Genomic DNA, 13,840 nt, shown 5'->3' on the forward strand with positions numbered 1-13,840 from the left:
TACAGTTAACGGCGCGAGCTGACCACCTTGCCAACGGCCTCTGACCTGCCGGCCAATGCTGTGGATTTCCCGGCATTCTGGCCAGTTTCCACAAGGAGTGGAACGAAGTCCGACAGGAAGAACACTGGTTTCTTAAGAGCGAAGGTGAGTGGCACTGTGAATTCCGGGTTCGCATTGAGGGCGTGCCCGCGAAAATCCAGGGCATGATGAGGCTTCAGGGAGACAGCCTGTCCTGCACGAATCAGGTCAACCTGATAGTCCGGTGCGATGTGCCGTTGCTGGGAAAGAAGATTGCCAGGTTCCTGGCGGATGATTCCCACGCCAAGATTGAGCGTGAGTATCAAACCACCCGCCAGTTACTCTGAGGCAGTGATCAGTGGGCGAGGACCCGGGACAGGAATGCCTGGGTACGTTCGTTCTGGGGGTTATCGAACACCTCGTCCGGTTTGCCCTGCTCGACGATCTGACCTTCGTGGATATAGATCACCCGGTCGGCCACTTCACGGGCGAAGCCCATCTCGTGGGTGACGACCATCATGGTCATTCCTTCCTTGGCCAGCTCGCGCATGACGTCCAGCACTTCACCGATCATTTCCGGATCGAGCGCTGATGTCGGCTCATCGAACAGCATCAGGCGCGGTTCCATGGCCAGAGCGCGGGCGATGGCAACGCGCTGCTGCTGGCCGCCGGATAGCTGGCTCGGGTACTTGTCGGCCTGATTGCCGATGCCCACCCGATTGAGCAATCGTTCGGCGGTGGCGTTGGCGACGGTCTCCGAGCTGCTCTTGACCTTCTGTGGCGCCAGCATGATGTTCTTCTTCACCGTCAGGTGCGGGAACAGATTGAACTGCTGGAACACCATGCCGACTTCCTTGCGGATCTCGGCCAGGGATTTCGGGTTGCCGCTCTTCGGCGCGAGCGGATGGCCATCCACCGTGAGGTGGCCGGATTCGAATTCTTCCAGACCGTTGACGCAGCGGATCAGGGTGGACTTGCCGGAGCCACTGGCGCCGATGATAACCACCACTTCGCCTTTGGCGACAGTGAGGTCAATGTCTTTCAGGACATGCAGCTTGCCGAAGTACTTGTTCATGCCCTTCATTTCTACAATATCAGTCATGAGTCGCTTTCCTTCAGACAGAGGCCAGACCGCGCCGCTCAACGTAGCGGAGGATCAGGGACAACGAGAGGGTAATGGCGAGATACAGGATCGCGACCACGAAATACACCTCGAACGCGGTGAAGGTATTGGCGATGTAGATCTGACCCTGGCGGACCAGCTCGCCGACACCAATGACCGAGAACAGTGACGTGTCCTTGATGCTTACAATGGCCTGGTTGCCCAGGGGCGGGATCATCCGGCGGAACGCCTGGGGCCAGATGATGGACCAGAAGGTCTGGGTCCGGGACAGGCCAAGGGAAAGGCCGGCTTCGGTCTGGCCTTTGTCGATGGACTGGACGCCACCGCGCACGACCTCTGAGATGTAGGCGCCGGAGTTCAGGGCAATGGCCGCGATGCCTGCAGTCAGGGGGTCGATGGGGCCGCCGATCAGGTCAGGCAGGCCGTAAAAGATGAACAGCACCTGCACCAGGATGGGCGTGCCGCGGAAGATTTCGATGTACGCGGTTGCCGGCCAGCGCAGGAACCATTTCTTGTTGATGCTCAGAAGGCCGAAAAAGATGCCGAGGGCAAAGCCGATAATAAGGCCGCCAAATGAGATCAACAGGGTGTAGGGAATCCCCTCGAGTAGAAAGGGAATGGAGTCGATGGCCGCTTGCCAATCGAACTGAAACTGGAATTCCACAGTGAGAATCTCCGAAGGGTTTTGCAGTCAGGAATAGCCGGGGTGGAGTCACCCCGGCGCAGGGAATCAGACCCTGTGGGTCCGGCTGCCCTTACATGCCTTCCGGCATCGGGCCAAACCACTTCTCGTAAATGGTCTTGTAGGTGCCGTCTTCCTTCATGGCAGCGAGGGCCTCATTCACGTCGTCAACCCATTCACTGCCGTCCTTGAGCGCAATGCCGTACTGCTGGCCTTCATACAGCTTGCCAACGGTCATGACCTTGCCTTCTCCCTTGGTGCGGGCGAAGTAACCAACGTTCGGAGCGTCGTAGAAGACCGCATCAATGGCCCGTGACATCAGCGCCATGTACATGTCGGAGCTGCCCGGATACGGGGTAACGCCGTCGTCCTGATCGAGGGTCTTCATCAGGTAATCGTAACTGGTGGATCCGATCTTGGTGCCGATCTTCTTGCCTTCGAGGTCTTCCAGCGTCTTCACGCTGTCCTCACCCTCGCGCACCAGAATGCGCAGACCGGAGTCATAGTACGGGTCGGAGAAATCGACAATCTGCTCACGCTCTTCGGTGATTGTGATGCCGGCAATGGCGATGTCCACGTTGCCGGTTTGAAGAGCCGGGATGATGCCATTGAAATCCATGGTGTTGAGGTCAATTTCAAAGCCGGCACGCTTGCCCACTTCGCGGATGATCTCCATGTCGAAACCGATCATCTCACCGGTTTCCTGATCCATCATTTCAAACGGAACGAAACTCGGGTCCGTGACGACGCGCAGGGTCTCTGCGCTGACGGTTCCTGCGGCGACGGTGAGTGCGAGGCTGGCGCCAATGGTTTTCAGCCATTTTGTACTCATGCTTTCTCCTTTCGCTTTCTATGATGCTCCGTCTGCCCGGTAAGGCAGGCCGACAATCACGGCTGGTGACTGTGAAAGCCGGGGAGCGTTAATGGAACTGCATCGCAGGGAGTTTAGCTGAATGATCAGCAATTTGCAGGCCAGAGCCCAAATGCGCGGGGGATCATGTCTGTAAAACGCAACGGCTAGCGGTCCATGCAGGGTGGTCTAAACTAAGCAGCGAGCGGGGGTTGGCCGCGGATCGTTCCAGGGTTTTTGTCCGAGTCGCTCCTGTAAAACTGGATTTGATGGAGACTGATGCAATGGAGATGTTTCGGATCGCCCTGGTGGCGTGCGCATTGATGTTCCTTTCACTGACGTCCGCCACCGCAGCGGATAAGCCCAATATCCTCATAATCTGGGGCGACGACGTTGGAATGTGGAATATCAGCGCCTATCACCGTGGGATGATGGGGGGCTCCACTCCCAATATCGACAGCCTTGCCACTGAAGGAATGATTTTCATGGATCATTATGCCCAGGCCTCCTGTACGGCGGGGCGGGCCGCCTTCATTACCGGGCAGTACCCAATCCGTACCGGCTTGACGACGGTCGGGCTCCCGGGGGCCAAGGAGGGGATCCAGGACAGTGATCCGACCCTCGCGCAGATGCTCAAGGACCATGGCTACGCCACCGGACAGTTTGGCAAGAACCACCTGGGCGATCGCGATGAGCATCTTCCTACCGCCCATGGCTTCGATGAATTCTACGGCATCCTCTACCACCTCAATGCCGGGGAGTACCCAGAGCAGTACGACTACCCCAAGGACGAAAAGGTGCTGGAGAAGTACGGGCTCAAGCAACGGGGTATCATCCACTCCAAGGCATTGCCGGATGGCACGCAGGAGATCAGGGACCTTGGCCCGTGGGGCCGGGAGGTGCAACGAAATCTTGACCAGGACGTGCTGGAGGAATCCAAGCGCTTCATCAAAAAGGCAGTCGATGACGACAAGCCGTTCTTCGTCTGGCACAACACCACCCGCATGCATTACCGCACCAACCTCAACGAGGAGTATGAGGGCAAGAGCGGTTACGGGCTCTACGCGGACGGCATGATGGAGCTGGATGACGACGTTGGCGAGCTGCTTGAGCTTCTCCAGGAGCTTGAGGTGGACGATAACACCATCGTGATGTTCTCAACCGATAACGGGGCCCCCTCCAATTCCTGGCCCGATGGTGGCAACCATCCCTTCCACGGCGAGAAGGGCGTGGGTGGCTGGGAAGGCGGTTTCCGCGTGCCGATGCTGGTGAAGTGGAAAGACAGGATTCCGGCCGCAACCCACACCGGGGAGTTCATGACCATGGAAGACTGGGTGCCCACACTGATGGCCTGGGTCGGCGACGATGACATCAAGGAAGACCTGCTTGATGGCATGCAGATCGGTGGGAAGGACTTCAAAGTCCACCTGGACGGTTACGACCAGAGCGACCTGCTTCTGAACAACGGTAAAAGCAAGCGCAAGGAGTTCTTCTACTTCACCGAGACGGTTTTCCATGGCATGCGCTATGGTGACTGGAAGCTCCTGTTCATCGATCAGGAAGAGTGGTTCCGGGCAGAACAGACGCCCCTGTCCACGCCGATCGTGATCAACCTGAAGCTGGACCCGTTCGAGCGTTTCATTGAAGCCCGGGGCTATGACGAGTGGGCCGAGAACCGGAGCTGGATTCTGGGACAGGCCGGGAAGGGCATTGGCAGGTTCGTTGAGACGTTCAAGGAATATCCGCCCAGCCAGAAAGGTATGTCGGTGCAGGTCACCAATCTGAGTGAGATGATCAATAACCAATCCATCAGCCGGTAGTCGGGATCGCTTCTGGCAGGATGGCAAAGAAAAAGGCGCTGCCGAACACGCACGTGCGTGTCGGACAGCGCCTTTTTTGTGGCTGCCAGAACGCCCGGGCGGTACCGGGCCGCCTGGCCAGGCGTGATCAGAAGGAGATCTTCTCCCGCTCGCTGATGCCAAGGTTTTCCCAGATCCTGAGGCTGGGCTGCGCCTGGTTCAGCGTGTAGAAGTGCAGGCCGGGCGCGCCGGCCCGGAGCAGTTTCTCACACATATTGGTCACCACCTCTTCACCGAACTTGCGGATGCTGTCGGTGTCATCGCCGTAGGCTTCCAACTGCTTGCGAATCCAGCGGGGGATTTCCGCGCCACACATGTCGGAGAACCGCACCAGATTGGAGAAATTGACGATGGGCATGATGCCCGGCACCACCGGAATGGTGACGTCCATTTTTTCCAGACGGTCGATGAAGTAGAAATAGCTGTCGGCATTGAAGAAGTACTGGGTGATAGCGCTGTTGGCGCCGGCCTTCACCTTTCGGGCGAAGTTCTGCAGGTCCTCTTCGGCGTTACGGGCCTGTGGGTGAAACTCCGGATAGGCGGCCACCTCAAGGTTAAAGGTGTCGCCGCTGTGCTCGCGAATGAATTCCACCAGCTCGTTGGCGTAGCGGAGCTCGCCGGCCGCTCCCATGCCCGAGGGCATGTCGCCCCGAAGGGCAACGATCCGGTTGATCCCGTTCTCTTTGTACAGATCCAGCAGTTCGCCGATATCCTGGCGGGTGCCGCCCACGCACGACAGGTGGGGCGCGGTGGAAATGCCCTGCTTATGCAGGTTGAGCACGGTTTCAATGGTGCGGTCCCGGGTGGAACCACCGGCACCGAAGGTGACCGAGAAAAAGTCCGGGTTCACCTCGGCCAGCTGACTGCGCACATTCTGCAGCTTTTCCTTGCCCGGATCGGTCTTGGGCGGGAAAAACTCGAAGCTGAAGCGGCGCTTGAACTGTTTCTGACTTTGCATGGGAACGGTCCGATCAGTACTTGTAGCTTTCCGGCTTGTACGGGCCTTCGACCGGTACACCGATGTATTTGGCCTGCTCCGGGGTCATCTTGGTGATGACGCCGCCAAAACCTTCGACCATGGCGCGGGCCACTTCCTCGTCCAGGTGCTTCGGCAGAACCTGAACGTAGACACCCTTCTCGCGAGCGTCTTCCGGAAGATCGGCAAACTTGCGCTCGAACAGGTAAATCTGAGCCAGTACCTGGTTGGCAAACGAGCCATCCATGATTCGTGACGGGTGACCGGTCGCATTACCCAGGTTCACCAGGCGTCCTTCGGACAGCAGGATCAGGTGGTCATTCGTTGCCTTGTCGCGGTAGACCACGTGGACCTGCGGTTTGACCTCGTCCCACTCCCAGTTCTTGCGCATGTAGGCGGTGTCGATCTCGTTGTCGAAGTGCCCGATGTTGCAGACCACGGCCCCGCTCTTGAGCGCCTTGAGCATGTGCGCGTCGCACACGGTCATGTTGCCGGTGGTGGTGACCAGCAGGTCGGTGTTTTGCAGCAGGGCCCGGTCGACGCCCGCCTCGGTGCCGGTGTTCACACCCTCAAGATAGGGGGACACCACTTCGAAACCATCCATGCACGCCTGCATGGCGCAGATCGGATCGGCTTCGGTGACTTTTACAATCATGCCTTCCTGGCGCAGGGACGCAGCTGAGCCCTTGCCGACGTCGCCATAGCCGATCACCAGCGCCTTCTTGCCGGCGAGCAGGTGGTCGGTGGCGCGCTTGATGGCGTCATTCAGGCTGTGACGGCAACCGTACTTGTTGTCGTTCTTGGACTTGGTGACGGCGTCATTCACGTTGATGGCAGGCACCTTCAGGGTGCCCTCGCGCAGCATTTCCTGCAGGCGGTGTACGCCGGTGGTGGTTTCTTCGGTGACGCCGTGGCAGTTGGCCAGGATCTCCGGGTATTTTTCGTGGAGCAGCGCGGTCAGATCGCCACCGTCGTCCAGGATCATGTTCGGTTCCCAGCCGTCGACGTCGGCACCGACGGTGCGCTCGAGGCACCAGTCGTATTCCTCGTCGGTCTCGCCTTTCCAGGCAAACACCGGGATGCCCTGGGCGGCGATCGCCGCAGCGGCCTGGTCCTGGGTGGAGAAAATGTTGCACGAGGACCAGCGCACAGAGGCGCCCAGCTCGATCAGCGTTTCGATCAGCACGGCGGTCTGGATGGTCATGTGGATGCAGCCCATGATATTGGCGCCTTTCAGCGGCTGCTCGGCTTTGTACTTCTCGCGGAGCTTGATCAAGGCCGGCATCTCGCCTTCGGCGATGTTGATTTCCTTGCGGCCCCAACCGGCGAGGGAAATATCGCGGATTTTGTAGTCGTCAAAATTGTTCAGTTGTTCTGCCGGAGTGCTCATGGATGTTCTCCTGTCAGTAATTTGGGCTTGGGCGCATGCCTTCTGTCATACGCCCGAAACAGATTTAGATACCAGCGGCGTCTTTCAGTGACGCTGCGCGGTCGGTCTTTTCCCATGGGAAGGCGGTGAAGGATTTGCCGCCCACCGTCATCTCGAACGGCTCGCGACCAAAGTGGCCGTAGGCAGCCGTCGCCCGGTACATCGGGTGCAGCAGGTCCAGCATGTTGGTGATCGCGTACGGACGCAGGTCGAAGTGCTCACGCACCAGCTGGATGATCTTGTCGTCGCCGATCTTGCCGGTGCCGAAGGTGTTCAGGGAGATGGAGGTCGGCTGTGCCACGCCAATAGCGTAGGAAACCTGGATCTCGCACTTGTCGGCCAGGCCGGCAGCCACGATGTTCTTGGCGACGTAACGGCCAGCGTAGGCGGCGGAACGGTCAACCTTGGACGGATCCTTCCCGGAGAAGGCACCACCGCCGTGGCGGGCCATGCCGCCGTAGGTGTCCACGATGATCTTACGGCCGGTCAGACCGCAGTCGCCCACGGGGCCACCGATCACGAACTTGCCGGTGGGATTGATGTGGAACTGGGTGTCCTTGTGCAACAGTTCTGCCGGCAGAGCGTGCTTGACGATCAGTTCCATCACGGCTTCTTTCAGGTCCGCCTGGGTCACGTCTTCGTCGTGCTGGGTGGACAGAACCACCGCATCGATACCGGCAACGCGGCCGTTCTCATAGCGGCAGGTGACCTGACTCTTGGCATCCGGGCGCAGCCAGGGCAGCAGCCCGCTCTTGCGGGCCTCAGCCTGGCGCTGGACCAGCCGGTGCGAGAAGGTGATAGGAGCGGGCATCAGTACGTCGGTTTCGTTGCTGGCATAGCCGAACATCAGGCCCTGGTCGCCAGCACCCTGATCTTCCGGCTTCTGGCGGTCAACGCCCTGGGCGATGTCGACGGACTGTTTGCCGATGATGTTGATCACACCGCAGGTGTCGCCATCGTAGCCGACTTCGGAGGAGGTGTAGCCGATGTCCTTGATAACACCACGCACCAAATCTTCCAGATCCACCCAGGCGCTGGTGGTGATTTCGCCGCCGACAATGGCAACGCCGGTTTTTACCATGGTTTCGCAGGCTACGCGGGCGTGCGGGTCGTCGGTCAGGATCGCGTCCAGAACCGCGTCGGAAATCTGGTCCGCGAGTTTGTCCGGATGGCCCTCGGAAACCGACTCGGAAGTGAAGATGCTGTAGTCAGACATAGAGTTGCTGCTCCTCGTTGAGCGATTCAAATTCGTGCCGGTGGGTGTCACAAATGACAGGTGCCGGCGACCGCGTTTTTGGTGTTTTGCGGGTATACGTAGAACTACTTACACCCATATCAAAGTTTTTTGATATTCCCTTTTGGCCATTCCGTTTCAGGACTGGCCCGTTGTCTTCCAGAATTCCCGGACCTGCACCTGAAAGCCATTGCGCAGGCCGATAAACAGTTGTTCTCCGGCGTTAAGTCCCGCCTCCGCCGCCCAGGCGGTCAGCTCCTCCGGTTCAAAGCCGAGCCAGAGATCGCCGCAGTTTTCCTTGGCCCAGTCCTGATCGTGGCTGCACAGTTCGCTGATCACGAAACAGCCGCCGTTATTCATCAGGGCCGCGGCGTCCAGAAAGATGTCCGCCGGGCTGGGCACATGGTGCAAAACCATGTTTGCCACCACCAGGTCGAACGCATCGCCGCGGGCAAGCAGGGTGTCGGTAACGCCCTCGATCATGTCCACGTTGTTCAGCCGCTCGTCGATGCAGGTCCGGGTGGCCTTGGCCAGCATGTCCCGGCTGTTGTCCAGCGCGACCACGTGGCTGGACAGCTCAGACAGCACCTTGAGGAAGGCTCCTTCGCCCGGCCCGATCTCCAGGGTCGTTTGCCAGGCCTGTTTGGCCGCCCGCTTGCGCAGTAACTCCGCCACCGGTGCGGCGTACAGGTCGAAGGCAGCAATCAGTTCCTGCTGCTCCCGGAACTGTTCCGCGTGGCGGGCAAAGAATACCTGGGACTGGTCTGCCCGCTGGGTCCGGATGGCCTCGATCTTCTCCTGCAGGTGGCCGGGCAACGCCACCCGGTCGACGGTTTCGAAGATCTGACGGATGGTCTGATCCGTCAGCTTGTCACTGTCCAGGTGCAGGGGGCGACGATAGAAGATGGCGTTGCCCTCGCGCTGCGGCTCCAGCAGGCCGGCCTTGTGCATCACCTTCAGGTGGTGGCTCATGCCCGACTGTCGCATCTCGAATAACTGGCTCAGTTCCAGTACGCCGAAGGTGTCCCGGCGCAGCACACGCAGAATCTCCAGGCGTAGCGGATCGCCGCTCGCCTTGAAGATCGGAGCCAGGGCGTCCACGGAGGACAGGTCGTTCGCGTGTGCATTCATGGATGTCATGGTTGCGAAGTGTAGGTCGGTTCCGGTGGTCAATCAATAGCCATATCAAAAAATTTTGATATAGATTTATCATTCTTTGAAATCAGTCCATTTCGGGAATCCGCAGCGCCACTTTGTGCGAATAGCTGCATACCGATTTGCCCCGGCACACAGTAATCGGCGAAAATACGCGCCTCTTTTTTAGACAGTCCGAAATCTTTCCCGAAAAACACTGGAGAAACGTCAATGCCGTCCCGTAAAGATCTCGCCAACGCCATTCGCGCGCTGAGCATGGATGCGGTTCAGAAAGCCAAGTCCGGCCACCCGGGTGCGCCCATGGGTATGGCGGATATCGCCGAGGTACTGTGGAACGACTACCTGAGCCACAACCCGGCCAACCCTCAGTGGGCCAACCGCGACCGCTTCGTGCTGTCCAACGGTCATGGCTCCATGCTGCAGTATTCACTGCTGCACCTGAGCGGGTACGACGTTTCCATTGATGATCTCCAGAATTTCCGCCAGTTGCATTCCAAGACCCCGGGTCACCCGGAATACGGCTACACCCCGGGCGTTGAAACCACCACCGGTCCGCTGGGTCAGGGCATCGCCAACGCGGTCGGTTTTGCCCTTGCTGAAAAGGCGATGGCTGCGCAGTTCAACCGCCCTGGCCACGAGATCGTGGATCACTACACCTACGCTTTCCTCGGTGATGGTTGCCTGATGGAGGGCATCTCCCACGAGGTGTCGTCACTCGCCGGTACCCTGGGCCTCGGCAAACTGATCTTCTTCTACGACGACAACGGCATTTCCATTGACGGTGAGGTCGACGGCTGGTTCACCGACAATACCCCGCAGCGTTTCGAATCCTACGGCTGGCAGGTCATTCCCGCCGTTGACGGGCATGATCCGGACGCCATCCGCGCGGCGATTGAAGCTGGCCGCGCCAACACCGAGCAGCCGACCCTGATTTGCTGCAAGACCATCATCGGCTTCGGCTCGCCGAACAAGCAGGGCAAGGAAAGCTGCCACGGCGCGCCGCTGGGCGACGACGAAATTGCCCTGACTCGGGAGCAATTGGGTTGGGACCACGGTGCGTTCGAGATTCCGTCCGAGATTGCGGCGGCCTGGAACGCGCGCGAGAAAGGCGCCGCGGCCCAGTCCGAGTGGGAACAGAAGTTCGCGGCCTACGAAAAGGCCGAGCCGGAGCTGGCGGCAGAGTTCAAACGCCGGATGGCTGGCGAACTGCCGGCCGATTTCTCGGAGAAGGCCCAGGCCTATATCCAGGAATGTCAGGACAAGGGCGAGACCATCGCCAGCCGCAAGGCCTCCCAGAACACCCTGAATGCCTACGGTCCGCTGCTGCCGGAACTGATGGGCGGGTCGGCCGACCTGGCCGGCTCCAACCTCACCATCTGGAGTGGCAGCAAGGGCCTGACCAAGGAAGACGCCAGCGGCAACTACATCTTCTACGGTGTGCGCGAGTTCGGCATGGCGGCGATCATGAACGGTATCGCCCTGCACGGCGGTTTCGTGCCCTACGGTGCGACCTTCCTGATCTTCATGGAATACTGCCGCAATGCGGTCCGCATGGCGGCGCTGATGAAGCAGCGTTCCATCTTTGTCTTCACCCACGACTCCATTGGCCTGGGTGAGGACGGCCCCACGCACCAGCCGGTCGAACAGCTGGCCAGCCTGCGCACCACCCCGAACATGAGCACCTGGCGTCCGGCCGACACCGTGGAATCTGCGGTGGCCTGGAAGGCAGCCCTTGAGCGCAATGACGGCCCGACTGCGATGGTGTTCTCCCGCCAGGGCCTGCCGGCCCAGGCGCGTGATGCCCAGCAACTGACCGATGTCGCCAAGGGCGGTTACGTGCTGTCCGACAGCGAAGGGACACCGGACCTGATCCTGATCGCCACCGGTTCGGAAGTGGCGCTGGCCCAGGATGCGGCCGGCAAACTGCGGGAGCAGGGCAAGAAGATCCGTGTAGTGTCCATGCCGTCCACCGATGTGTTCGAGGCCCAGAGTGCGGCCTACAGGCAGCAGGTGCTGCCGCTGGAAGTGACCAACCGCATTGCCATTGAGGCAGCCATTGCCGACTACTGGTACAAGTACGTTGGTCTGGACGGTCGCGTTATCGGCATGACCACTTTCGGCGAGTCTGCGCCAGCGGGCGAGCTGTTCAAGGAATTCGGCTTTACCGTCGATAACATCCTCGAGGTGGCCTCCGAACTTCTGGAAGCGTGATGACAGAGACCGCGCCGTTTCGCATAGCCATCAATGGGTACGGCCGGATCGGTCAGTGCGTGTTGCGGGCACTCTACGAAAACGGTTATCGCGATCACCTGCAGGTGGTCGCGATCAATGAGCTGTCAGATATCGACACCATTGCCCACCTGACGCGCTATGACTCCACCCATGGCCGGTTTCAGGGGACCATTGACGTTGAAGACAGCGATCTTATCGTGAACGGCGACCGGATCCGGATTCTGAATCATCCGGACCCGGCTGACCTGCCGTGGCGTCTGCTGGACGTGGACCTGGTGCTGGAGTGCTCGGGTGCCTTCTCCGATCGGGAGACGGCCCAGAAGCACATCGATTCCGGGGCCGGGCACCTGCTGTTCTCCCAACCGGCCGAATCCGATGTGGACCGCACAGTGGTCTTTGGCATCAACGACGGCGAACTGACCGGCAACGACCTGATTGTTGCTGCCGGTTCCTGCACAACCAACTGCCTGGTGCCGGTGATCAAGGTGCTGGACGATGCGCTGGGCGTAGAGTGGGGCACCACCACCACCATCCACGCCGCGATGAACGACCAGCCGGTAATTGACGCCTATCACCATCAGGATCTGCGCCGGACCCGCAGTGCCCTCCATAACATTGTCCCGGTTGAAACCGGTCTGGCACGCGGGATCGAGCGGCTCCTCCCCCGCATGGAAGGCCGTTTCAGCTCCGTGGCCATGCGGGTGCCAACCCTCAACGTGTCGGCAATCGACATGGTTGTTAATGTTCGCACCGCCACCTCGGTGGGAGCGGTTAACAAACTGTTAGAGGGCGCCGCAAACAGTGCTTTAAACGGTATCCTTGGCTACACCGATGAGTTGCTCGCCAGCTCCGACTTCAACCACGACTCCCATTCCGGGGTGGTCGACGGCGGCCAGACGCGGGTAACCGGGGGCAACCTGGTGAAAGTATTATGCTGGTTCGATAACGAGTGGGGTTTTGCGAACCGGATGCTTGATGTCAGCCGCTGTTGGCTGAGCAAGACTGACAACTGACTTTAAGACCAAATCAAGGGAACAAGAGTATGGCCATCAAAAAGATGACTGACCTGAACCTCGCCGGCAAGCGGGTATTGATCCGCGAAGATCTTAACGTGCCGGTCAAAGCCGGAAAGGTAACCAGCGATGCCCGCATCCGTGCCTCCCTGCCGACCATCAAGGCAGCGCGAGACGCCGGCGCCAAGGTCATGTTGATGTCCCATCTTGGCCGTCCGGAAGAAGGTGTCTACGACGAGGCTTCCTCCATGAAGCCGGTGGCCGAGCACCTGTCCGGCATGTTGGGCCAGGACGTCCGCCTGATCACGGACTACCTCGACGGCGTCGAGGTGGCTGACGGCGAAGTGGTGCTGTTCGAGAATGTGCGCTTTAACAAGGGTGAGAAGAAGGACAATGAAGAATTGTCCAGAAAGTACGCGGCCCTGTGTGACGTTTATGTCATGGACGCTTTTGGCACCGCCCATCGCGCCCAGGCCTCCACACACGGTGTGGCCCGGTTTGCCCCGGAAGCCTGTGCCGGTCCGTTGCTCGCCGCGGAACTGGAAGCCCTGGGTAAGGCGCTGGACAACCCGGCCAAGCCGGTGGTCGCCATCGTGGGCGGCTCCAAGGTGTCCACCAAGCTGGACGTGTTGAACGCGCTTGAAAAGGTCTGTGACCAGATCATTGTGGGCGGCGGCATTGCCAATACGTTCCTGGCCGCTGCCGGCCATCCGGTGGGCAAGTCGCTGTGTGAGCACGACCTGGTGGACACGGCCAAGGACATCGCTGCCCGAGTGGAAATCCCGCTGCCGGTGGACGTTGTGGTCGCCAGTGAGTTTGCCGAGACGGCCACCGCCACTACCAAGAACATCGCGGATGTGTCCGCCGACGACATGATCCTGGACGTCGGCCCGGAAACCGCGGGCAAGTTCGCGGATCTGCTCAAGAACGCCAGGACCATCCTCTGGAACGGTCCGGTTGGCGTGTTCGAGTTTGACCAGTTCGGCAACGGCACCAAGGCGCTGGCCGAAGCCATTGCCGAGAGCAATGCCTTCTCCCTGGCCGGCGGCGGAGACACGGTTGCCGCCGTTGACAAATACGGCGTAGCTGACAAGATTTCGTACATTTCCACCGGTGGTGGCGCCTTCCTGGAGTTTGTGGAAGGGAAGACCCTGCCCGCAGTTGCAGTATTGGAAGAACGCGGAGCCTAACAGCCGACGCCAGCGGCAGACGCCATCGTCTGCAAAGATTTCAATCGACTAATCAACGTCTAAACGAAGGAGACGACCC

The 13,840-nt window shown here is 59.8% G+C and carries 12 protein-coding genes; 5 read left to right on the forward strand and 7 right to left on the reverse strand.

The genetic code is table 11. The features are described 5' to 3' along the window. Nucleotides 1-77 precede the first annotated feature (77 nt). A complete protein-coding gene (locus tag QQF73_RS04020) occupies nt 78-365 on the forward strand; it encodes a DUF2505 domain-containing protein (RefSeq protein ID WP_228743438.1) in 288 nt (95 codons plus the stop codon). An 8-nt stretch (nt 366-373) separates the two neighbouring features. On the opposite strand, the gene QQF73_RS04025 is transcribed toward QQF73_RS04020, so the two are convergent. The 3 genes from QQF73_RS04025 to QQF73_RS04035 form a co-directional block, all read right to left on the reverse strand. Continuing rightward, complete coding sequence (locus QQF73_RS04025) at nt 374-1,120, reverse strand: amino acid ABC transporter ATP-binding protein (protein ID WP_228743329.1); 747 nt, start codon at nt 1,118-1,120, stop codon at nt 374-376. Nucleotides 1,121-1,133: 13 nt separating this feature from the next. After that, on the reverse strand, nt 1,134-1,805 hold the full coding sequence (locus tag QQF73_RS04030; RefSeq protein WP_219866721.1) for an amino acid ABC transporter permease: 672 nt from the start codon (nt 1,803-1,805) through the stop codon (nt 1,134-1,136). A 91-nt stretch (nt 1,806-1,896) separates the two neighbouring features. After that, entirely contained in the window at nt 1,897-2,655 is a 759-nt protein-coding gene (locus tag QQF73_RS04035) for a transporter substrate-binding domain-containing protein (protein ID WP_219866720.1), read from the reverse strand. Nucleotides 2,656-2,957: 302 nt separating this feature from the next. Between QQF73_RS04035 and QQF73_RS04040 the strand changes: the two genes are divergently transcribed. Then, complete coding sequence (locus QQF73_RS04040; protein ID WP_228743328.1) at nt 2,958-4,493, forward strand: arylsulfatase; 1,536 nt, start codon at nt 2,958-2,960, stop codon at nt 4,491-4,493. A 127-nt stretch (nt 4,494-4,620) separates the two neighbouring features. Here the strand turns inward: QQF73_RS04040 and metF are convergent, their stop codons facing one another. The 4 genes from metF to QQF73_RS04060 form a co-directional block, all read right to left on the reverse strand. Next, nucleotides 4,621-5,490, reverse strand: a complete 870-nt coding sequence (gene metF / locus QQF73_RS04045) for a methylenetetrahydrofolate reductase [NAD(P)H] (RefSeq protein WP_219866719.1) — start codon at nt 5,488-5,490, stop codon at nt 4,621-4,623. Between the two features lie 13 nt (nt 5,491-5,503). Beyond that, on the reverse strand, nt 5,504-6,898 hold the full coding sequence (ahcY, locus tag QQF73_RS04050; protein WP_219866718.1) for an adenosylhomocysteinase: 1,395 nt from the start codon (nt 6,896-6,898) through the stop codon (nt 5,504-5,506). A gap of 64 nt (nt 6,899-6,962) precedes the next feature. Further along, a complete protein-coding gene (metK, locus tag QQF73_RS04055) occupies nt 6,963-8,153 on the reverse strand; it encodes a methionine adenosyltransferase (protein ID WP_219866717.1) in 1,191 nt (396 codons plus the stop codon). Between the two features lie 156 nt (nt 8,154-8,309). After that, on the reverse strand, nt 8,310-9,311 hold the full coding sequence (locus QQF73_RS04060; RefSeq protein WP_219866716.1) for a metalloregulator ArsR/SmtB family transcription factor: 1,002 nt from the start codon (nt 9,309-9,311) through the stop codon (nt 8,310-8,312). Nucleotides 9,312-9,536: 225 nt separating this feature from the next. Here QQF73_RS04060 and tkt point away from each other — a divergent pair, with 225 nt between their 5' ends. Genes tkt through QQF73_RS04075 form a run of 3 tightly spaced genes read left to right on the forward strand, consistent with a single transcriptional unit; the run spans nt 9,537 to nt 13,761 of the window. Further along, complete coding sequence (gene tkt / locus QQF73_RS04065) at nt 9,537-11,537, forward strand: transketolase (RefSeq protein WP_219866715.1); 2,001 nt, start codon at nt 9,537-9,539, stop codon at nt 11,535-11,537. Then, entirely contained in the window at nt 11,537-12,571 is a 1,035-nt protein-coding gene (locus tag QQF73_RS04070; protein ID WP_219866714.1) for a type I glyceraldehyde-3-phosphate dehydrogenase, read from the forward strand. Before tkt ends, QQF73_RS04070 begins: the two co-directional genes overlap by 1 nt. Nucleotides 12,572-12,600: 29 nt before the next feature. Continuing rightward, nucleotides 12,601-13,761, forward strand: a complete 1,161-nt coding sequence (locus QQF73_RS04075) for a phosphoglycerate kinase (RefSeq protein WP_285367307.1) — start codon at nt 12,601-12,603, stop codon at nt 13,759-13,761. Nucleotides 13,762-13,840: the final 79 nt, after the last annotated feature.

Source organism: Marinobacter albus (genome assembly GCF_030238305.1).
GTDB lineage: Bacteria > Pseudomonadota > Gammaproteobacteria > Pseudomonadales > Oleiphilaceae > Marinobacter > Marinobacter albus.